Source organism: Verrucosispora sp. CNZ293 (assembly GCF_002754655.1).
Window position 1 is genome coordinate 5,703,892 of the sequence record NZ_PEFR01000001.1, and the last position, 21,050, is coordinate 5,724,941.

Consider the following 21,050-nt stretch of genomic DNA (forward strand, 5'->3'; position numbering starts at 1 on the left):
CGGCCCCTCAGCGGTTCCAGTACGGGTAGTTTCCGGTCGCCTGGAGGATCAGGCTGACGACGATGTTCACCACGCCGAGCGCGATGGCCACGTAGCCCAGCACCGGCGACTGGCGGTACCGGCGCGCGTCGCGGATCGACAACCAGCCGAAGACGATGCCGAGGATGCCGCAGCACAGGACACCTGTCACGATGCCCAGCACGCCCCAGAGGGTCGTGCGGTCCCGGCCGGCGGGCGGCGGCGGGGGTGGTGGATATGGAGCGTTCACGACTCCCCTTACTGTCACATGCTGCCGCGACGTCGGTCACGGCCCCTGTGCCGAGGCTAGAGGAGCCGGTGCCCGTCCACGCCTGATCAGGCGAACTGGTCCGGACCGCCGCGCTGAGCGTCGACCATGGGCGGGTGTCGGGCAGCCGGCGCTGGCACGGCATGCCAGAGTAGAGCCGATGTCCTTTGTCACCCCTGACCAGCCTCGCCGGGCCACCGACGCCCGGGGAGCCGGTGCCCGGCCACCCGGTCGGGCCGGCCCTCCGCGTCGGGTGCCCGCTGCGCGGGCGGGACCCTCGGGTCGCAGCCATCCGCCGCTCGCGGTCGCCGCGCTTGTCGCCGCCGTCGGGGCGGCCGTCACCACCTGGCTGCCGGTGGCGCTGGCGCTCTGGCTGTTCCAGCTCAGCGAGGGCACCGGCAGCCTGCTCGACGCCGCGCGGGCAGGGGCAGCGGGATGGCTGCTCGGGCACGGGGTGCCCCTGGCCACGGCCACCGGTCCGCTGGGCCTGGCTCCGCTGGCCGTCACCGCGCTGGCGGTGTGGCGGCTCACCCGGGCCGGAGTGCATGCCAGCCGAGCCGTCGGTGCGCGGGGCGGGCGGTCGCCGGGCCGTACGCTCTCCGTCGCGACGGCGGTCGGTGTCGCGTACGCACTGCTGGGAGCGCTCGCCGCGATGCTGGTGGGGACCGGCGGGCTCGGCGTGTCGCCGGTGCGGGCCGGGCTGACCCTGGTCGCGATCGGCACGCTCGCGGCCGGCGTGGGAGCCGCCCGGACGACAGGGGTCGCGGAGGTTCTCACCGAGCAGGTGCCGACGCCGCTGCGCGAGGGTGTGCGGGCCGGTGTGGTCGCCGCTCTGGTGCTGCTCGGCGCGGGGGCCGCGGCGGCGGGACTGGCCGTGGCGACCGGTGGCGGTGACGCGGCCGACCTGATCGGTGCCTATCGCACAGGTGTCGCCGGGCAGGCCGGCATCACCATGGTCAGCCTCGCGTACGCGCCGAACGTCAGCGTCTGGTCGGCCAGCTATCTGCTCGGCCCCGGCTTCGCGGTCGGCACCGACACGGCGGTACGCACCAGCGAGGTCTCCGTCGGCGCGCTGCCGGCCCTGCCGTTGTTCGCCGGGCTGCCGGGCGGGCCGGTCGACGGGCTCGGTGCGGCGACCGTCCTCGCGCTACCCGTCCTGGTCGGGATGGCCACCGGCGGGCTGCTGGCGCGCCGGTTGCTCCGACTGGCCGCCGCCGAGCGGGCACCGCTGCCCTGGCGGCGGCTGCTCGTACCGGCGGCGCTTGCCGGGCCGGTGGCCGGCCTGCTGCTGGGTGTGGCCGCGGCGGCCTCCGGCGGGCCGCTGGGCGCCGGCCGGTTGGCGGAGGTCGGGCCGGTCGGTTGGCAGGTGGCCGTCGCGGCACTCCTGGTCACCGGCGGCGGCGCGCTGCTCGGTGCCGCCGCCACGCGATGGCTCGCCCGACTCGCCAGCTGAGCTTCTCGCCCCGACGGATCTCCGGACGAGCCAGGGGCGTCCCGGATGTACCGGAACGCCCCTGGCGGCGGGCAGGGCACACGTCAGGGGTACATCGACCCGCCGACGTTGAGCGCCACCACCACGATCTGGAGCAGACCCAGCAGCAGTCCCACGCCGCCGCAGATCAGGCCGGCGAGCGCCTGGCCGGAGTTGCCGGCCAGTCCCTGGTCGGCCTTCTGCTTGCCCAGCCAGCCGGTCACCAGCGCGGCCAGCCCGAGCGGGATTCCGAGGTAGCAGCAGCTCAGCGGGATCGACGCGATACCGAGGATCATCGCGACCAGGCCGAGGGTGTTCTGCTGGCCCTGCGCTCCGGTGAAGCCCGCGTTCGGGTACATCGGCGCGCCGCCGTAGGGCTGCGGAGCGTACGGGTCCCCGTAGGGCTGTCCGTACCCCGGTTGTCCGTACGCCGGCGGCTGTCCGTAGCCCGGTTGTCCGTACGCCGGGGGCTGTCCGTAGCCCGGGGGCTGCCCGGCGGCCGGCGGCGCGTACGGGTCGTAGGGCGCGGGCGACGCCGGCGGCTGGGCCTCCGGCTGACCCGGCGCCGGGGGTTGCTGACCGTACGGGTCGGCTGGGGGTTGCTGACCGTACGGATCGGTCGGCTGGGCGTACGGGTTGGCCGGTGGCGGCGCGTACGGGTTGGCCGGCGGTGGCGCGTACGGGTTGGCCGGCGGTGGTGTGGTCGGGTCCCCGTACGGCGGCTGCTGGCCGTACGGGTCCTGACCGGGGTGACCGGGCTGCATCCGAGGCTCAGTAACCGCTGGCGTTGCTGCCGCTCATCGAGCCCAGCAGGCCGCCACCCAGGCAGCACACCAGGACGATCGCGAGCCAGGCGATACCGACGATCAGGGCCCACTTGGACCACTTCTTCGACTCGGCCGCCGCGGCCTGGGCGCCGGCGTAGTCACCCTGCTGGAGCAGCGGGTTGACCTTCGAGGCGTTGATGATCGCCGGGATGGCCAGCGGCCAGAACAGGAAGATCGCGACGATCGACATTGTCATGTTGTTGTCGACCGGCTGCGGTGGCTGCGACTGGTATTCGGGCTGCATGACTACATGCTCCTCACGGTTGTGCGCTGACGGGTGCGGGCCGGACATGCGCCGGTCCCAAGCGACCGGCAGCGTACCCGGTCCAGGCCAGTCCGGCAGGTGCGCGACGTCGTGCTGCCCAGCGGATGGGCACCGCCAGCGGTCCGGATAGGGTGTGCCGGTGACCCAGTCCGCCCGTATCGTCGTCCTTGTCTCCGGCTCCGGAAGCAACCTTCAGGCTCTGCTGGACGCGACCGCCGACCCGGCGTACGGGGCACGGGTGGTCGCTGTCGGAGCGGACCGCGACGGGATCGCGGGCCTGGACCGGGCCGCCGCAGCCGGGGTGCCGACCTTCGTCGAGCGGGTCAAGGACCATCCGGACCGCGACCAGTGGGACGCCGCGCTCACCGCACAGGTCGCCGAGCACCGACCCGATCTGGTCATCTCGGCCGGGTTCCTGAAGCTTGTCGGTCCGCGTTTCCTCGCCGCCTTCGGCGACCGGTACCTCAACACGCACAACACCCTGTTGCCGGCGTTCCCCGGCATCCACGGCCCGCGCGACGCCCTCGCCTACGGGGTGAAGGTGACCGGGGCGACCCTCTTCTTCGTCGACGCCGGGATGGACACCGGCCCGATCGTCGCGCAGGTGGCGGTGCCGGTACGCGACGACGACGATGTCGACACGCTCACCGAACGCATCAAGGAAGCGGAGCGGGCCCAGCTCGTCGAGCAGGTGGGCCGGCTGGTTCGTGAAGGTTGGACGATCATCGGAAGAAAGGTCACGGTCGGAGTGAACTCCATCCAGGACGGGCGGCGTCCGATCCGGCGCGCACTTGTCAGCGTCTACGACAAGACCGGCCTGGCCGAACTGGCCACGGCGCTGCACGCGGCCGGTGTGGAGATCGTCTCCACCGGCAGCACCGCCTCGACGATCGCCGCCGCCGGGGTGCCGGTGACTCCGGTGGAGCAGGTGACCGGCTTTCCGGAGATCCTCGACGGGCGGGTGAAGACCCTGCACCCGGCCATCCACGGCGGGCTCCTCGCCGACCTGCGCAAGGACGCGCACACCGCTCAGCTCGACGAGCACCACATCGTCGGGATCGACCTGCTGGTGTCCAACCTGTACCCGTTCCAGGACACCGTCGCCTCCGGTGCCGGTCAGGACGAGTGCGTCGAGCAGATCGACATCGGCGGGCCGGCGATGGTCCGGGCAGCCGCCAAGAACCACGCCTCGGTGGCCGTGGTCACCGACCCGGGCGCGTACCCGATGCTGCTGGCCGCCCTCGACGACGGCGGCTTCACCCTGGCGCAGCGTCGGGCGCTGGCCGCCCGTGCCTTTGCCGACATCGCCGAGTACGACGTGGCTGTCGCCGAGTGGTTCGCCGCGTCGGTCGCCCCGGCCGCTGACGGCTGGCCGCACTTCGCCGGCCTGGCGTTGCGCCGGCAGTCGGTGCTGCGCTACGGCGAGAACCCGCACCAGGCCGCCGCCCTCTACACCGACCCGGCCGGTCCGGCCGGGCTGGCCCAGGCCGAGCAGCTGCACGGCAAGGAGATGTCCTACAACAACTACGTCGACGCGGACGCTGCCTGGCGGGCCGCCAACGACTTCGCCGACCAGCCCGCGGTGGCCATCATCAAGCACGCCAACCCGTGCGGCATCGCGGTCGGCGCGGACGTGGCGGAGGCGCACCGCAAGGCGCACGCCTGCGACCCGGTCTCCGCCTTCGGCGGGGTCATCGCCGTCAACCGGCCGGTCACCGTGGAACTGGCCGGGCAGATCGCCGAGATCTTCACCGAGGTCGTGGTGGCACCCGGTTACGAAGCCGGTGCGGTCGAGACGCTCCAGGCCAAGAAGAACATCCGGTTGCTGCGCGCGCCCCATTTCCGGCCGCGTCCGGCCGAGTGGCGGCAGGTCACCGGCGGCGTACTGGTGCAGCAGCGCGACGCGATCGACGCCGAGGGCGACGACCCGACCACCTGGCGGCTGGCCACCGGCGAGCCGGCCGACGAGGCGACCCTGGCCGACCTGGCCTTCGCCTGGCGGGCGGTACGCGCGGTGAAGAGCAACGCCATCCTGCTGGCCCGGGACGGCGCCACGGTCGGCGTCGGCATGGGACAGGTCAACCGGGTGGACTCGGCTCGTCTGGCGGTCAGCCGGGCCGGTGCCGACCGGGCGCGCGGCGCGGTGGCCGCCTCGGACGCGTTCTTCCCGTTCGCCGACGGCCCGCAGATCCTCATCGAGGCCGGGATCCGGGCGATCGTCCAGCCCGGCGGCTCCATCCGCGACGAAGAGGTGATCGACGCCTGCAAGCGGGCCGACGTCACCATGTACCTCACCGGCACCCGCCACTTCTTCCACTAGGCGCGGTCCTGTTTCTCAGCGGATGAGATGCGAAGGCGAGATGTTGGACAGTTTCCGTTAGCGGCTAACGGAAACTGTCCAAGATTCTGACCGAACCTGTGGCTGGCCCGGCCGTGCTGGAGGCCTCGGGTGGGAGATCCGGGCCGTCCAGGAAGTGTGTCGACGTCCCCGGCCGCGCAGATCGGCCCGCCAGTTGCCGGTCAGGTCGGCGGTCGGATGGCTGTCACGGTCCGTTGTCGGGCCAGCAGGCAGGAGATCCCGTCGGCGGTCATCGGTCGGGCCAGGTAGAAGCCCTGGCCATGGGTGTAGCCGAGGTCGCGGAGCACGGCGACCTGCGCGGCGCTCTCGACGCCCTCGGCGACTGTCTCCAGGCCGAGCGCGCGGGCGAGTTGGATCACCGCGCGGGCCACCGCCTGCCGGGCGTCGGCCGCTGCGGCCTGGCCGTCGTCGATCTCGATTCCCTCGACGAAGGACCTGTCGAGCTTCACGATCGAGGCGGGAAAGGCCCGCAGCAGGCTCAGCGACGATTCACCGGTGCCGAAGTCGTCGAGCGAGAGGCGGATCCCCATCCGGTCGAGTTCGAAGAGGGTTCGGGAGACCTGCTGACCGCGCAGTACCGCGGACTCGGTCACCTCCAGCACCAGCCGCTCGCAGGGCAGCCCGCTGTCGGCGAGCGCGGCCGTCACGTCGGAGACGAAGTCGGGGTCGTGCAGTTGCCGCGCGGAGACGTTCAGGCCCGCCTCCCGGAGTGCGTCCGGGCCGAACTCCCGTGCCCACGCCGCCGCCTGGCGGCACGTCTCGCGCAGCACGAACCGGCCCAGCGGCACGATCAGACCGGTCCGCTCGGCGGCCGGGATGAACTCGGCCGGGCTGACGACCCCACGGGTCGGGTGGTGCCAGCGGACCAGCGCCTCGACTCCGACCAGCCGGTTGTCGTCGAGCCGCAGGATCGGCTGGTAGACGACACGCAGTTCGTTGTCGTCGAGGGCCCGCCGCAGTTCGCCGCCGAGCTGCATGTGGGCCAGTACCGGCTCACCCATGCCGTCCACGTAGCGTACGAAGGCTGCCTTCCCGCGCTGCTTGGCCGTGTACATGGCGACGTCCGCGTCCCGCAGCACCGAGTCGACTGTGGCACCGGGCGCGGCGTCCGCGATGCCGATGCTGGCCTGCACCAGCAGGCGGTGCTGGCTGATCGGTTGGTCGAGCGCGGCCAGCAGCCGGCCGGCCAGTTCCTCGGGGTCGGCGTCCGCGCCGGTGAGCAGGACGGCGAACTCGTCACCGGCGACCCGTACCGGCAGGCCGTCGTCGCCGACCTCGGCGCGCAGCAACTGGGCGACCGAGACCAGCAGCCGGTCACCGACGCCGTGCCCGAGCAGGTCGTTGACGGTCTTGAAATCGTCCAGGTCGACCAGGAGCACCGACGCGGGTGTCGTCTCGGTGAGCGCGGCGGCGAGGCGGTCCCGGAAGAGCACCCGGTTGGCCAGCCCGGTGAGGCCGTCGTGGCTGACCTCGTACTGGAGACGCTCCTCCTGGATGCGGGTGTTCCGCAGCAGCCGGGCGTTCTCCCGGTAGGCGATGAACTGCCGGGCGCTGACCAGCGCGGTCACCACCACCGCGGCGATCAGGACCACCCGGACCGGCCAGGTCAGGGGGGCGCCGAGCGCGACCGCGAGCAGCGGCACGTCGACCGCCACCACGGCCAGGTACGGCAGGAGCATGCCGTTGCGGGCCTGATCGCGCCGGGTCCCGAGCTGGGCCCGCCACTGTGCCGTGACGCCGAGGGTGAAGAACACAGGGGTCAGCGGCATCACGATCGCCTGGGAGGGGATGGCGGCGACGTACCCGTACCGGACCGCGAGCACGGCGACGATGCCGGCGGTGACGCCGCCGCTGGCCGCGACGCATCGCAGGGCGACGCGATCCACCGGGCCACCAGCGATGAAGGACACCTTCGTCGCGGCGCCGACCGCGACCAGGAAGGCGAGCCCGACGAGTGCCATCGCCTGTGGGCTCCACGGCTCGGCGGAGTCGAACATCGGGGCCAGCCCCACGTAGCAGAGCAGGGCCGTGCAGCCGAGGAACGCGATCATGCGGTCGAGCAGGATGCGCCACCGCTCGACACCGCCGGCCTCGACGACGGGCACCCGGGCGACTGCCCAGATGGCGACGACGAATCCGATCGCCACGCAGGCCGCCGCCGGCAACGGCATGCTTCGGGTACGGGCCTCGGCGGCGTGCGTCAGCATGTCCAGCGCCAGCCAGCCGTACCCGATCGTGATGGTGACCGCCGCGACGAGGAGCGCGCGCCAGAAGCGTCGGGTGACCGGGTCGAGGTCGGCGGTGCGGAGCAGATGTACGACGGACCCGGCGGCGAAGACCCCGCCCACGGGCACGAATGTGTATGCGAGCGCCTCGGTGCCGGCGCCGATGGTGAAGTTCGCGACGCACCAGGCGGTGCCGAGGGCGACGACCACGACGGTGGCCTGCACATACCGCACGGCGGTCCGGCTGTCCCTGGCGGTGGCCCCGACCGTGGGGCCCGTCGTCGGCCGTAGCGCCACCTGTGTCACGGCTGTAGACCCTAGTGAGTGGTCAGGGGCGCGACATCCGTCATTGGGTGTTTCTTCTACAAAGGATCGGAGCGGTGAATTCCACTAGGGAGGGAATTCATTCTTCATGGTGCCGGACGTAGTTCGGCGAAGTGGCAGGCGGACGGGTGGGGGTCTGCGGCGCGCAGCACCGCCTGCGGGTCCTGGATGGCGCAGATCTCCTGGGCCTTCCAGCAGCGGGTGCGGAAGTGACAGCCGCTCGGCGGGTCCGCCGGGCTCGGCACGTCGCCGGTGAGCCGGATGATGCTGCGGTGCTCGCGGGCGTCCGGGTCCGGTAGCGGTGCCGCGGAGAGCAGCGCCTGGGTGTACGGGTGGGTGGCGCGGTCGTAGATCTCGTCCTCGGTGCCGATCTCCACGATCCGGCCCAGGTACATCACCGCGATCCGGTCGGAGATGTGCCGCACCACCGACAGGTCGTGGGCGATGAAGATGTAGGACAGGCCCAGCTCGTCCTGGAGTTCCTCCAACAGGTTGATCACCTGCGCCTGGATGGAGACGTCCAGCGCGGAGACCGGCTCGTCGCAGACGATCACCTCGGGCCGCAGCGCCAACGCCCGGGCGATGCCGATGCGCTGCCGCTGGCCGCCGGAGAACTGGTGCGGATAGCGGTTGATGTGCTCCGGGTTCAATCCGACGACGTCGAGCAGTTCCTGGACGCGGCGTTGGCGGCTGCCCTTCGGGGCGGCCTCCGGATGGATCTCGAACGGCTCGCCGATGATGTCGCCGACCGTCATCCGTGGGTTGAGCGAGGTGTACGGGTCCTGCATCACCATCTGCATGTTGCGCCGGATCCGGCGCAGCTCACCGCCGGAGGCGGCGAACAGGTCCTGGCCGGCCAGGGTGGCGCGGCCGGCGGTGGGCTTCTCCAGCCGCATCAGCAGCCGGGCCAGGGTGGACTTGCCGCAGCCCGACTCGCCGACGATGCCCAGCGTCTCGCCCCGGCGTAGCTGGAAGCTCACCCCGTCGACGGCCTTTACCGCCCCGGTCTTCTTGCGGAACAGCACGCCCTGTGTGATCGGGAAGTGTTTGACCACGTGGTTGACGTCGAGGAGCGTCTCGCCGCGGATCTTGGTGGGGTTAGCCGGCGCGGTCATCACGTACCTCCTGAGCGAAATGGCACGCGCTGGTCCGGCCGTCGCCGAGGACCAGATCGGGTGGCACCACGTCCACACAGACCTGTTGCACGTACGGGCACCGGGGGTGGAAGGGGCAGCCGCTGGGGATCCGCATCAGGTTGGGTGGCAGGCCACGGATCGTGGACAGCTTCCCGCCCCGCTGGTCCAGGCGTGGGATCGAGTTCAGCAACCCCTTGGTGTACGGATGGGCGGGCGCCCGGTACAGCGACCGGACGTCGGCGTGTTCGACGATCCGGCCCGCGTACATGACCGCGATCCGGTCCGCGACGTCGGCGACCACACCGAGGTCGTGGGTGATCAGGATCATCCCCATGTCCAGGTTCCGCCGCAGGTCGGCGAGGAGGTCCATGATCTGGGCCTGGACGGTGACGTCGAGCGCGGTGGTGGGCTCGTCGGCGATCAGCACCTTCGGCTCCATCGCCAGTGCCATCGCGATCATCACCCGTTGTCGCATGCCGCCGGAGAACTGGTGCGGGTAGTCGCCGAGACGTCTCCCCGCTCCGGGGATCTGCACCAGGTCCATCAGCTCCACCGAGCGGCGGCGGGCGTCCGCGCGGGACATCCCGAGTCGCTGGCGCAGCGTCTCGCCGATCTGCCAGCCGACCGGGAAGACCGGATTCAACGCGGAGAGGGCGTCCTGGAAGATCATCGCGATCTCCTTGCCCCGGATCTGCCGGCGCTGTTCCTCCGGCAGGTCCAGCAGGTTCCGGCCCTGGTAGCGGATCTCGCCCGAACTGATGTGCGCCGGTGGGGTGTCCAGGATGCCCATGATCGCCTGGGCGGTGACGGACTTGCCGGAGCCGGACTCGCCCAGCACGGCGAGCGTCTCGCCCGGATCCAGGTGGTAGCTGACCCCGTTGATCACCTTGGCCACACCCTCGCCGGTGCGGAACTCGACGTGCAGGTCGCGTACCTCCAGCAGGTGACCACCGGGCGGGGTGGGGGAGGCCGGCGTCGGCTGGACCGCGTGCTGACTCATGGTGCCTGCCTCTCGCTCGCGACTGCGGGGCTCGCTGGGCTTACTCCTCGCGCTCGCGGTGTCTGTGTTTCGCTCGCGACTGCGGGGCTCGCTGCGCTCACTCCTCGCGCTCGCATGAGCACCTCACCGGAGCTTCGGGTCGAAGGCGTCGCGGATCGCGTCGCCGAGCATGATGAAGGCCAGCACGGTGAGCGCCAGGAAGGTCGACGGGACCACCAGCGGGGTCGCCGACTCCCGCATGTGCACCCGACCGTTGTTGATCTCGATGCCCCAGGAGATCGTCGGTTCCCGCAGCCCGATGCCGAGGAAGGACAGCGTCGCCTCGGCGGCGATGAACGAGCCGAGCGCGATTGTCAGCACCACGATGGCCGGGGCCAGCGCGTTCGGCAGGATGTGCCGCCACATGATCCGGCCGTTGCCGGCCCCAAGCATCCGGGCCGCCGCCACGTAGTCCTGCTCCCGGGCGGTGATCACCGAGGAGCGGACGACCCGGGCGGCTGTCGTCCAGCCGAGCACCGCCAGTACGAAGATCACCGAGGCGAGTCGCACCGTGGCGCTGTCCGTGGCGACCCGCTTCAGCAGCACGATCGCGGCCAGCAGCAGCGGGATGCCGAGCACGATGTCCACCACCCGGGAGAGCACCGCGTCGACCCAGCCGCCGAAGTAACCGGCGAGCATCCCCACGACCAGCGCGATCAGCCCGGTGAACAGGGCCGAGAGCGCGCCCACCAGCAGCGAGGCGCGGGCGCCGTAGACCGCCCGGGCGTAGGTGTCACAGCCCTGGAAGTCGTAGCCGAAGATGGCGCCGCCCGAGGGTGCCGCGTGCTGCCGGGACAGTACGCAGTCGGTGGGGTCGTTGCTGGTGAACAGGCCCGGCACGGCGGCCATCGCGGTCACCAGCAGCACCAGGATCAGGCTGATCCAGAAGATCGGCTTTCGGCGCAGGTCGCGCCAGGCGTCGCCGGCCAGACTGCGCGGCTTGCGGGGCTGGCCCACCTGGTTCGGCGTACCGGGTTCCCCGGACGGCCCGCGCCGCGCGGCCTGGTTCTCCGACGCCGCCACCGTCTCAAAATCACTCATGCCGGCACCTCGCTGCGCTCGACCCCACCACGTGCGTTGACCATGAAGTTGTTGCCAGCCTCTGCGGCGTGGCGGGGCAACAACTTCATGATCGACCTGCTGAGGGTGTGCTCACTCATAGCGGATCCTCGGGTCCAGGACGGCGTACAGGATGTCCACCACCAGGTTGGAGACCAGGTAGACCACGACGAGCACGCTGACTATCCCCACCACCAGTGGGCCGTCCTCGGTGCGGATGGCGCGGAAGAGGTTGAAGCCGACGCCGGGGATGTTGAACACGCCCTCGGTGATGATCGCGCCGCTCATCAGGTTGCCGACCTCGACGCCGAGGAACGTGATCACCGGGATGAGCGAGTTGCGCAGCACGTGCACGCTCACCACCCGCCGGTTCGGCAGGCCCTTCGACCGGGCGGTGCGTACGTAGTCGGCACGCAGGTTCTCGGCGACCGAGGTACGGGTCAGCCGCAGCGCGGTGGCCAGGGAGAGTGAGCCGAGCACGATGCCCGGCAGCAGCAGCGCGAAGAAGTCCGGGTCGGCGCCGGCGGTGGGCGGGAAGAGCTGCCACTTGACGCCCAGGAAGTACTGCGCGAGCGGGGCGAGCACGATCGTCGGAATACCGAGCACCAGCAGGGTCAGCAGCAGGGTGGCGTTGTCGAAGATGCTGGCCCGCCGGATGCCGGCGAGCACGCCCGCGGTGACGCCGAAGATGACCGCTACCGCGATGGCGATCAGGGCCAGCCTGATCGTGACGGGCCAGGCGGCGGCGAGGATGTCGCCGATCGACCGTCCGGTGAGCGACTCACCCAGGTCGCCCCGGAGCAGGTTGGAGATGTAGTCGAAGTACCTGTAGAAGAAGCCACCGACGCCTGTGGCGTCCAGGTGGTACTTCTCCGTGAGGTAGGCCCGCTGTGCGGCGGTGACCGGGCGTTCACCGGCGAGGGCCTGGATCGGGTCACCCTGACCGGCGAACATCAGGGCGTAGACGATAAGCGTGGTCCCGAAGAACGCCAGGACCATCTGGAGCAGACGCCGCACGATGAAGCGGAACATACTTGGCAGTCTCTCTGAAAAGGTACGAACCGCGTGGCGGGTCGGGTCACCTCGCGATGACCCGACCCGCCGGCGTGGGTGTTACTTGATGGCTTCGATCTTGATCAGGTCGATCCGGTCGAAGAGGTCCATCTCAACGTTCTTGACCTTTGTCGAGTGACCGAAGTTGTTCTGGCCGAACCGCAGCGGTACCACCGGCAGGTCCTCGGCCAGCAGATCCTCGGCCTCCTGGTACTTCTTGATCGCCTCCTCCTCGCTGGGGGCGCTGGCGCCCTCGGCGAGCAGGCGGTCGAAGTCCGGGTTGCTGTAGCCGTAGTAGTTCGACGAGCCGTTGGTGCTGTACAGCGGGCCCAGGTAGTTCTCCATGGACGGGTAGTCCATGATCCAGCCCATCCGGAACAGACCCACCGGCTGCTTGGCCTTGACCTTGGTCAGCAGGTCGGCGAACTTGGGCTCGGCGCTGCCGACGCAGTCCACGCCCAGGTTGGCCTTGAGCTGGTTGCAGGTGGCGTCGATCCAGTCCTTGTGGCCACCGTCGCCGTTGTAGGACAGGGTGATCTTCGACGGGCCGCCCGCAGCCTGGTAGAGCGTCTTGGCCTTGGCCGGGTCGAACTCGCCAGCCGCGCCGACGGTGTTCTCCCGGTAGCCGGCGACGGCCGGGGAGACGAACGAGCGGGCCGGCTGCTGCGAGTCCTTGAAGATTGACCGGGTGATCTCGTCCCGGTCGATCGCCATCGAGATGGCCTTGCGCACGTCCGGGTTGCTGAACTCCTCCTGGAAGGTGGGGAACGCCAGGAAGTGCAGCGACGACGCCGGGCTCTGCAGGAACCGGTCGCCCAGGTCGGTGCCGGCGGTGGAGAGGTTCTCCGTCGGCACGGTCTTGATCACGTCGAGGTTGTCCGACAGCACGTCCGCGTACGCGGCGGTCAGCTGCTGGTAGATCCGGAACTCGACGCCAGCCACCTTCGGCTGCTCGCCGGCGAAGGCGTCGTACCGCTCGACTTCGACCTTGGCGTCGTGCTGCCAGGTTCCCTTCATCTTGAACGGGCCCTGGCCGATCGGTGCCTGCTCGTAGCCCTCGGCCAGCTCGCCGGGCGCGGAGAACGCGGCCTCCGGCAGCGGGTAGAAGGCGGTGTAGCCGAGCATCGCCTTGAACTCGCTGTACGGCTGCGCCAGCGTGACGGTGAAGGTCAGGTCGTCGACCTTCTTCAGCCCGCTGAGCGTCTCGGCCTTCGGGCTCTCGCCCTGCAGGTCGTCGTAGCCGGCGATCTTCTCGAAGAAGTAGCTGGAGTTCTGCCCGTTCGGCGCGTACGCGCCGTAGTTCCAGGCGTCGATGTAGTTGTCGGCGGTGACCTTCTCGCCGTTGTGGAAGGTGTAGCCGTCCTTGAGCTTGACCGTCCAGGTGGTGTTGTCCTCGGACGTGATCGACTCGGCGGCCACCTCGTACGGCTTGTGGGCCTCGTCGTAGTCGACAAGCGGGCTGAACAGGGCGGCGAGCACCTGGGAACCGCTCGTCTCGTTGGTGTTTGTCGGCACCAGGTGCTGCGGCTCGGCGATCTCGATCCGCACTGCCGCGTTGGGGTCGCTCTCGCCGGATCCGCCGTCGCCGCCCGAGCCGCAGGCCACCAGGCCCAGGGTCACCGCGAGCGGGAGGGCGGTCCAGGCGGCAAGCCTACGAACACGCATCTAGCCTCCTCATCTCCATTACGCTGCGCAGTCGGGCCCGGCATTGGGTGACGCTGCGCAACGATCGGCAACGGTAGGTCGTATGCCGCGACTCGGCAACGTAGTGGTTGCGAAGGGGTAACAGAACGCCACCCCCGGCCTTGTCGGGCTCGTGGGCCCGTGCTACACGAATCGGCACTTACCGGCCCTGGAGTGCGGTGATTTGGCATTGCTCGACAGTGTCGGAGGCGGATTGGGGCGGCCTGATGGCGCCTCAGCATGATCGTCGGATTGTGCCCCTTCGTGCCCCGCAGTCCGGAATCGTTGTGCGGTGCCACACAAGTCATCACGCTAAGTGATGAATGCCACGTCACGTAAAGTAGTCGCACCACCCATCCCTTCACCAACCACCCGCACCGCCCGCTGGGCCGGCCGGTCGGGTCGCCGAGGTCGAGGGAGTCGGTGGCGACGGGCGTGAGACGATCTGCTCGTGACGGCGACGCTTCTGGACGGCAAGGCGACCGCGGCGGAGATCAAGGACGAGCTGCGGGCGCGGGTCAAGGCGCTTGCGGAACGGGGCATCGTGCCGGGGCTCGGCACGGTGCTCGTCGGGTCCGATCCGGGCTCCCAGGCGTACGTCAACGGCAAGCACCGGGACTGCGCCGAGGTCGGCATCGCCTCGATCCGCCGCGAGCTGCCGGCCGACGCCAGCCAGGAGCAGGTCGACGGGATCCTGGCCGAGCTGAACGCCGATCCGGCCTGCCACGGCTACATCGTCCAGTTGCCGTTGCCGGCGCACCTGGACACCCAGCGGGTGCTGGAGCTGATCGACCCGGACAAGGACGCCGACGGTCTGCACCCGGTGAACCTGGGTCGGCTGGTGCTCGGCTACGACGCGCCGCTGCCCTGCACCCCGCGCGGCATCGTGGAGTTGCTCCGTCGGCACGACGTGCCGTTGCGCGGGGCCAACGTGGCGGTGGTGGGTCGGGGCAACACCGTCGGACGTCCGCTGGGCCTGCTGCTGACGCGGCGTAGCGAGAACGCCACAGTCACCCTCTGCCACACCGGCACCCTCGACCTGACCACACACACCCGCGCCGCCGACATCGTCATCGTGGCGGCGGGGGTGCCCGGCCTGCTCACCCCGGACATGGTCACCCCGGGCGCCGTGGTGGTCGACGTGGGCATCACCCGGGTGATCGGCCAGGATGGCAAGGGGCGCTACACCGGCGACGTGGACCCGCAGGTGGCCGAGGTGGCCGGCAAGCTGGTGCCGATGCCCGGCGGGGTCGGGCCGATGACCCGCGCCATGCTGCTCACGAACGTCGTGGAGCGGGCCGAACGCGGCTGAGGCGGGCAACGTCCGTCGCGGGTACGAAAACCCCGGAGTGCTCATAACCGTCCGCCCCTGGCCCGCTCGGTGCCAGGATGGCTGATACGGTCCGGAAAACCGACTGGTATCAGGGAGTGGGACGACCATGGGTAAGAAGGTCACTGTCGTCGGGGCCGGGTTCTACGGCTCTACCACCGCGCAGCGCCTGGCCGAGTACGACGTCTTCGACACCGTCGTGATCACCGACATCATCGAGGGAAAGCCCGCGGGCATCGCCCTCGACCTCAACCAGTCGCGTGCTGTGGAGGGCTTCGAGACCACTGTCGTCGGCGTCACGACCGGTCCGAACGGTGAGGGCTACGAGGGCATCGAGGGCTCGGACGTGGTGGTCATCACCGCCGGCCTGCCCCGCAAGCCCGGGATGAGCCGGATGGACCTGCTGGAGACCAACGCCAAGATCGTGCGTCAGGTCGCCGAGAACGTGGCCAAGTACGCCCCGAACGCCGTCGTCATCGTGGTCTCCAACCCGCTCGACGAGATGACCGCGCTGGCCCAGATCGCGACCCAGTTCCCGCGTAACCGGGTCCTCGGCCAGGCCGGCATGCTGGACACCGCCCGGTTCACCAACTTCGTGGCGGAGGCGTTGGACGTGCCGGTGAAGTCGGTACGCACCCTCACCCTCGGCTCGCACGGCGACACCATGGTTCCGGTTCCGTCGAAGAGCACCGTCGACGGGAAGCCGCTGCGCGAGGTCATGCCGGCCGAGCAGATCGAGGACCTGGTCGTGCGGACCCGCAACGGTGGCGCCGAGGTGGTGGCGCTGCTGAAGACGGGGTCGGCGTACTACGCCCCGTCGGCGGCGGCGGCCCGGATGGCGAAGGCTGTCGCGGAGGACTCCGGCGAGGTCATGCCGGTCTGTGCCTGGGTCGACGGCGAGTACGGCATCTCCGGTGTCTACCTGGGTGTGGAGGCCGAAATCGGTGCCCAGGGCGTCAAGCGCGTGGTGGAGACCGACCTCGACGCGGACGAGTTGGCCGCACTCCAGGAGGCCGCCGAGGCCGTCCGGGCCAAGCAGGCTGACGTCGCCAGCATGTGATCGACTCTTTGCCGAGCGCCCCACGACGCGATGTCGTGGGGCGCTCGGCGTTGCGGCACGGGGATCAGTCGTCCACACCGGGGCCGGCGTCGATCAGCACGCCCAGCCCGTCGAGCACCCGGGCCAGCCCGAATTCGTACGCCCGGTCGGGGTGGTATGCGGCGTTCTGGGCGGCTCCGGCCGCTGCGCCGACCCGGACGGCTGTCGGAAAGCGTCGGTCATCGAGAACCTGAGTCAGCAGGGGGGCGTTCGCCGTCCACCACTGTTCGTCCGTCCAGGCGCTCTCCTGCTGGGCGGAGCGTGCCTCGGTCGCCGATCGGGCGGCGGCCCGGACGAAGTCGAGGACGTAGGTCAACGCGGCGTCCCGGGTCACGTCGTCCAGGCCGGTGTCGTCGAAGGCGCGCAGTTCGTACTCGTACTTCGCCATCTGGCCCGGCCCGAGCGGTGGCCGCCCGGTGGCGACCTCGGCCGCCCACGGGTGGGTGGTGAAGAGGTTCCGGTTGTCCGCCGCCACTGCCGCCACCCGCGTCCGCCACGGTGCCCCGGAGCGGTCCGGCCTCGGCATCCCCGCGTAGATCGCGTCCAGCATCAGATCGAGCAGTTCGGCCTTGCCCGGAACGTACGTGTAGAGGGTCATCGGTGCCACGTCGACGGCCTGAGCGAGGGCCCGCATGGTCACCGACGCCAACCCTTCGGCGTCCGCCAGGGCGATCGCGGCGGTCAGGATGTCGTCGAGGGAGCGGCCCTGGCGGGGGCCACGACGAGGGGCGTCGTCGGGCTGCCGCCAGAGCAGGCGCAGGGTGTGAGCGGGGTCGCCGCCTCCGGTGCGGTGATCGGGCACCCCCCGATCTTCGCAGGTCCAAACGCCGTACGCAGTACGCTGTACAATGTACGAAGTTACTGTCACTCACAGGGGGTGCGTGTGCACATCACCGCAGCGGCGATTTCGCTGAACGTCGAGGACGTGGCGGCCTCGGCCGAGTTCGTCAAGCAGCACTTCGGATTCCACGAGCAGATGTCGGCCGACGGCTTCGTCTCACTGGCCCACGAAGGGGCCGGCGTCAACCTGATCTTCCTGCGTACCGGGTTGGCCAGCCTCCAGCCGGAGAGCCTGCGGTCGCAGCGGGCCGAGGGTGTGCTCGTCGCCTTCGTGGTGGACGACATCGATGCCGAGTACGCCCGACTCATCGAGGCCGGTGTGTCGATCACCACCCCGATCCAGACCGAGCCATGGGGCGAGCGCTTCTTCCAGGTCGCCGACCCCAACGGGGTGATCCTCCAACTCGTGCAGTGGGTGCACGACCCGGAGGCCGCCGGCTGATCCGGGCGGTCGACGCGTTGGTGTGCGCTGGGCCCGGCGGGGTATTGCTCCGCCGAGCCCAGCGCGCGTCCGTGCCTCGACCTGCCGGGCACGGGCCGACCGGTGGGCGCGGCGTTCCTGTCCGAGCCGATCCAGTACGCTCGTACTGCTTGAGCATGTCCCCTGAGAGGAGCGCCGGCCGATGGCGAAGATCAAGGTAAACAACCCGGTCGTGGAGCTCGACGGCGACGAGATGACCCGGATCATCTGGAAGCAGATCCGGGAGCAGCTGATCCTGCCCTACCTCGACGTCGACCTGCACTACTACGACCTCTCGATCCAGCACCGCGACGCCACCGACGACCAGGTCACCGTCGACGCCGCAAACGCCATCAAGGAGCACGGCGTCGGCGTCAAGTGCGCCACCATCACCCCGGACGAGGCGCGGGTGGAGGAGTTCGGGCTGAAGAAGATGTGGCGGTCGCCGAACGGCACCATCCGCAACATCCTCGGCGGCGTCGTCTTCCGCGAGCCGATCATCATGTCCAACGTGCCGCGGCTGGTCCCCGGCTGGACCAAGCCGATCATCATCGGCCGGCACGCCCATGGTGACCAGTACAAGGCCACCGACTTCGTGGTCCCCGGCCCGGGTACGGTGACCATCACCTACACCCCCGCCGACGGCTCGGCGCCGGTCGAGATGGAGGTCGCCAACTTCCCCGGCGGCGGCATCGCGATGGGCATGTACAACTACGACGAGTCGATCCGGGACTTCGCCCGGGCCTCGTTCCGCTACGGCCTGGACCGCAACTACCCGGTCTACATGTCCACCAAGAACACCATCCTCAAGGCGTACGACGGCCGCTTCAAGGACATCTTCGCCGAGGTGTTCGAGAACGAGTTCAAGGCCGAGTTCGACGCCGCCGGCCTCACCTACGAGCACCGGCTCATCGACGACATGGTCGCCGCCGCGCTCAAGTGGGAGGGCGGCTACGTCTGGGCCTGCAAGAACTACGACGGTGACGTGCAGTCCGACACCGTCGCGCAGGGCTTCGGCTCGCTCGGCCTGATGACCTCGGTCCTGCTCTCCCCGGACGGTCGCACCGTCGAGGCCGAGGCCGCCCACGGCACCGTCACCCGGCACTACCGGCAGTGGCAGAAGGGCGAGAAGACCTCGACCAACCCGATCGCCTCGATCTACGCCTGGACCCGGGGCCTGGCCCACCGGGGCAAGCTGGACGGCACCCCGGCGGTCAGCGAGTTCGCCAACACGCTGGAGCAGGTCATCGTCGACACCGTCGAGGGCGGTCAGATGACCAAGGACCTCGCGCTGCTCATCTCGCGGGACGCCCCGTGGCAGACCACCGAGGAGTTCATGAACACGCTCGACGAGAACCTGGCGCGCCGGCTCGCTGCCTGAGAATCATTCACCGAGCCCGCCGGCCCGAGCGCCGGCGGGCTCGGTGTTTCCGGGTACGCGGATCCGCGGCGTGTCGTGAAGGACGCGCCAGCCGTCGTCACTTCGTCCGGCGCGCCTCGTTGACCTGGGTGGACGAGATGCCAGTCCCGTCCAGGAAGGTTGACCGTCGCCACCGCGCGACACGCGTGCCCAGCAGCCAGCCTTCCCGGCTGTCGAGTACAGCCAGCCGTCCCTTCCCTGCGGGGGGCCCTGTCCCGGGCCCCCCGCGCCCTGTTGTCCGCAGGGCCGCTGTGGGCTCCGCCCGGTGCGGCGACCGAGGTGGACCGCCCGTCACACCGCGCGCAGCAACTCGGCAGCGCGTTCCGGGGCGATGTCGTTGATGAAGACCCCCATCGCCGACTCCGAACCGGCCAGGTACTTCAACTTGTCCGCCGCCCGCCGGACGCTGAACAGTTGCAGATGCAGATGGCCCAGCTCGCGCTCGACGCGTACCGGCGCCTGGTGCCAGGCGGCGATGTAGGGCATGGGCGAGTCGAACAACCCGTCGAAGCGGCGCAGCAGGTCCAGGTAGAGCGGACCGAACGCGTCGCGTTCCGGGTCGGTCAACGCCGGGATGTCGGGCACCACCCGGTGCGGTGCGAGGTGCACCTCGAACGGCCACCGGGCGGCCGCCGGCACGTACGCCGTCCAGTGCTGGTTGGTCGCCACCACCCGCTCGCCGGCGGCGCGTTCGGCGGCCAGCACGTCGGCGTAGAGGTTGCCACCGCCGGTGCGCTCGGCGTGCCGGCGGGCCGCGCCCAGCAGCGCGCGGGTGCGTGGGGTGACGAACGGGTACGCGTAGATCTGCCCGTGCGGGTGATGCAGCGTCACGCCGATCTCCACGCCCCGGTTCTCGAAGCAGAACACCTGCTCGACACCGGGCAGTTCGCCGAGCGCCGTGGTCCGGTCGGCCAGCGCGTCCAGCACGGTACGCACCCGGCTCGGCGGTAGCCCGGCGAACGAGGCGTCGTGGTCGTCCGTGAAGCAGACCACCTCGCAGCGCCCCTGTCCCGGTCGGGCCGCGGTGAACGGGGTGATCGCGGCCGGCTCCGCCACCACCCGCTCGCTCAGCGCCGGGAACCGGTTCTCGAAGACCGCGACCGCGTACTCCGGTGCCGGGATCTCGCTGAGCCGGTCCGCCGTCGAGGGGCAGAGCGGGCACTGGTCGGCCGGCGGCAGAAAGGTGCGCGTCTGCCGGTGCACCGCCAGTGCCACCCACTCGTCGGTGAGCGGGTCGTGGCGCAGCTGGGAGGCGGGTGGGGGAGGTGGCAACGGGCGCCGGTCCGGCTGATCCCGGACCGCGTCGTCGCGCTCGTCGAAATAGATCAGTTCACGGCCGTCGGCCAGGCTGATCGCCGTACGTTTCATCGTGGTCTCCCGCCTCGCAGGACCGGTACGACGATCAGCTCGCCGACCCGGTCGGTGAGCAGTCGTCGGGCCTCCGGCGGCAACCGGTCGTCGGTGACCAGCACGTCGGCCGAGCCCAGGTCGGCGATGGCGGAGATGCCCACGGTGCCCCACTTGGTGTGGTCGGCGAGCACCACCAACCGGTCCGCCGCCGCGACAAGCGCCCGGTTCGTCTCCGCCTCGGTCAGGTTCGGGGTGGTGAAACCGGTCCGTTCGGTTATCCCGTGCACGCCGAGGAAGAGCAGATCCAGGTGCAGGGTGCGGACCGCGTCGACGGTCAGTGGCCCGACCAGGGCGTCGGAGGGGGTGCGTACCCCGCCGGTCAGCACCACCGTCTGGTCGGCGCGGCCCCGCTCGTGCAGGATGTCGGCCACCGGCAGCGAGTTGGTCACCACGGTCAGGGCCGGCACGTCGACCAGGTGCCGGGCCAGTTCGGCGGTGGTGGTGCCGGCGGAGAGCGCGATCGCGGCCCCCGGCCTGACCAACTGCGCGGCACGCGCCGCGATGGCCGCCTTCTCGGCCTGCTGGCGCACCGACTTCGCCTGGAATCCCGGCTCGTCGGTGGCCCCGGCGACGGTGGCGCCGCCGTGCACCTTGGCGAGCAGGCCGCGTTCGTGCAGCAGGTCCAGGTCGCGGCGGATGGTCATGTCGGAGACACCGAACTCGGCGGCCAACTCGCCGACGCGTGCGCCGCCGGTCACCCGGACCCGGTCGAGGATCGCCGCATGGCGTTGCTGCGCGAGCATCGGTCCCTTCCAGACCTCACG

Annotated in this window: 19 protein-coding genes and 1 pseudogene; 7 read left to right on the forward strand and 13 right to left on the reverse strand. The window is 70.4% G+C overall.

What is annotated here, in order from left to right:
- Positions 1-7 precede the first annotated feature (7 nt).
- Positions 8-268: a hypothetical protein gene (locus CLT74_RS26055; RefSeq protein WP_099849774.1), complete on the reverse strand. Its 261-nt coding sequence runs from the start codon at positions 266-268 to the stop codon at positions 8-10.
- A 178-nt stretch (positions 269-446) separates the two neighbouring features.
- Between CLT74_RS26055 and CLT74_RS26060 the strand changes: the two genes are divergently transcribed.
- Complete coding sequence (locus tag CLT74_RS26060; protein ID WP_099849776.1) at positions 447-1,739, forward strand: cell division protein PerM; 1,293 nt, start codon at positions 447-449, stop codon at positions 1,737-1,739.
- Between the two features lie 83 nt (positions 1,740-1,822).
- Here the strand turns inward: CLT74_RS26060 and CLT74_RS26065 are convergent, their stop codons facing one another.
- The gene (locus CLT74_RS26065) at positions 1,823-2,521 is read right to left on the reverse strand and encodes a DUF4190 domain-containing protein (protein ID WP_099849778.1); all 699 of its coding nucleotides are present in this window, start codon (positions 2,519-2,521) and stop codon (positions 1,823-1,825) included.
- A 7-nt stretch (positions 2,522-2,528) separates the two neighbouring features.
- A complete protein-coding gene (locus CLT74_RS26070; protein WP_099849780.1) occupies positions 2,529-2,828 on the reverse strand; it encodes a CD225/dispanin family protein in 300 nt (99 codons plus the stop codon).
- A 154-nt stretch (positions 2,829-2,982) separates the two neighbouring features.
- Between CLT74_RS26070 and purN the strand changes: the two are divergent.
- Both purN and purH read left to right on the forward strand, forming a co-directional pair.
- Positions 2,983-3,594 (forward strand): annotated as a pseudogene (gene purN / locus CLT74_RS30915) (phosphoribosylglycinamide formyltransferase); the annotation flags it as partial.
- Between the two features lie 3 nt (positions 3,595-3,597).
- Positions 3,598-5,169: a bifunctional phosphoribosylaminoimidazolecarboxamide formyltransferase/IMP cyclohydrolase gene (gene purH, locus CLT74_RS26075; protein ID WP_199172427.1), complete on the forward strand. Its 1,572-nt coding sequence runs from the start codon at positions 3,598-3,600 to the stop codon at positions 5,167-5,169.
- Between the two features lie 200 nt (positions 5,170-5,369).
- On the opposite strand, the gene CLT74_RS26080 is transcribed toward purH, so the two are convergent.
- The 7 genes from CLT74_RS26080 to CLT74_RS26105 form a co-directional block, all read right to left on the reverse strand.
- Positions 5,370-7,739, reverse strand: coding sequence for a putative bifunctional diguanylate cyclase/phosphodiesterase (locus CLT74_RS26080; protein ID WP_486582575.1), 2,370 nt, complete (start codon positions 7,737-7,739; stop codon positions 5,370-5,372).
- 104 nt (positions 7,740-7,843) lie between these two features.
- The gene (locus CLT74_RS26085; RefSeq protein WP_099849783.1) at positions 7,844-8,872 is read right to left on the reverse strand and encodes a dipeptide ABC transporter ATP-binding protein; all 1,029 of its coding nucleotides are present in this window, start codon (positions 8,870-8,872) and stop codon (positions 7,844-7,846) included.
- Positions 8,856-9,893: an ABC transporter ATP-binding protein gene (locus CLT74_RS26090; protein WP_099849785.1), complete on the reverse strand. Its 1,038-nt coding sequence runs from the start codon at positions 9,891-9,893 to the stop codon at positions 8,856-8,858. Before CLT74_RS26090 ends, CLT74_RS26085 begins: the two co-directional genes overlap by 17 nt.
- 123 nt (positions 9,894-10,016) lie before the next feature.
- Positions 10,017-10,973: an ABC transporter permease gene (locus CLT74_RS26095; protein ID WP_099849787.1), complete on the reverse strand. Its 957-nt coding sequence runs from the start codon at positions 10,971-10,973 to the stop codon at positions 10,017-10,019.
- Positions 10,970-11,092 carry a hypothetical protein gene (locus tag CLT74_RS31565; protein WP_486582576.1) on the reverse strand — a complete coding sequence of 41 codons (123 nt, stop codon included), beginning with the start codon at positions 11,090-11,092 and terminating at the stop codon, positions 10,970-10,972. The genes CLT74_RS26095 and CLT74_RS31565 overlap by 4 nt, the downstream gene beginning before the upstream one ends.
- Entirely contained in the window at positions 11,085-12,023 is a 939-nt protein-coding gene (locus CLT74_RS26100) for an ABC transporter permease (RefSeq protein WP_099849789.1), read from the reverse strand. The genes CLT74_RS31565 and CLT74_RS26100 overlap by 8 nt, the downstream gene beginning before the upstream one ends.
- An 81-nt stretch (positions 12,024-12,104) precedes the next feature.
- Complete coding sequence (locus CLT74_RS26105) at positions 12,105-13,709, reverse strand: ABC transporter substrate-binding protein (protein WP_099849790.1); 1,605 nt, start codon at positions 13,707-13,709, stop codon at positions 12,105-12,107.
- A gap of 469 nt (positions 13,710-14,178) precedes the next feature.
- On the opposite strand from CLT74_RS26105, the gene CLT74_RS26110 reads away from it, so the two are divergent.
- Together CLT74_RS26110 and CLT74_RS26115 are read left to right on the forward strand one after the other, a co-directional pair.
- Positions 14,179-15,039, forward strand: coding sequence for a bifunctional methylenetetrahydrofolate dehydrogenase/methenyltetrahydrofolate cyclohydrolase (locus tag CLT74_RS26110; protein WP_099849792.1), 861 nt, complete (start codon positions 14,179-14,181; stop codon positions 15,037-15,039).
- 127 nt (positions 15,040-15,166) lie between these two features.
- The gene (locus tag CLT74_RS26115; RefSeq protein ID WP_099849793.1) at positions 15,167-16,117 is read left to right on the forward strand and encodes a malate dehydrogenase; all 951 of its coding nucleotides are present in this window, start codon (positions 15,167-15,169) and stop codon (positions 16,115-16,117) included.
- A 64-nt stretch (positions 16,118-16,181) separates the two neighbouring features.
- On the opposite strand, the gene CLT74_RS26120 is transcribed toward CLT74_RS26115, so the two are convergent.
- A complete protein-coding gene (locus CLT74_RS26120) occupies positions 16,182-16,958 on the reverse strand; it encodes a TetR/AcrR family transcriptional regulator C-terminal domain-containing protein (RefSeq protein ID WP_099849795.1) in 777 nt (258 codons plus the stop codon).
- An 81-nt stretch (positions 16,959-17,039) separates the two neighbouring features.
- Here CLT74_RS26120 and CLT74_RS26125 point away from each other — a divergent pair, with 81 nt between their 5' ends.
- Both CLT74_RS26125 and CLT74_RS26130 read left to right on the forward strand, forming a co-directional pair.
- Entirely contained in the window at positions 17,040-17,438 is a 399-nt protein-coding gene (locus CLT74_RS26125; protein ID WP_099852955.1) for a VOC family protein, read from the forward strand.
- Between the two features lie 181 nt (positions 17,439-17,619).
- Positions 17,620-18,837 (forward strand): NADP-dependent isocitrate dehydrogenase, encoded by a 1,218-nt coding sequence (locus tag CLT74_RS26130; RefSeq protein WP_099849797.1) that lies wholly within the window; start codon positions 17,620-17,622, stop codon positions 18,835-18,837.
- A 330-nt stretch (positions 18,838-19,167) separates the two neighbouring features.
- Here the strand turns inward: CLT74_RS26130 and galT are convergent, their stop codons facing one another.
- Positions 19,168-20,244 (reverse strand): galactose-1-phosphate uridylyltransferase, encoded by a 1,077-nt coding sequence (galT, locus tag CLT74_RS26135; RefSeq protein ID WP_099849799.1) that lies wholly within the window; start codon positions 20,242-20,244, stop codon positions 19,168-19,170.
- Positions 20,241-21,029: a DeoR/GlpR family DNA-binding transcription regulator gene (locus CLT74_RS26140; RefSeq protein ID WP_099849801.1), complete on the reverse strand. Its 789-nt coding sequence runs from the start codon at positions 21,027-21,029 to the stop codon at positions 20,241-20,243. Before CLT74_RS26140 ends, galT begins: the two co-directional genes overlap by 4 nt.
- Positions 21,030-21,050 lie beyond the last annotated feature (21 nt).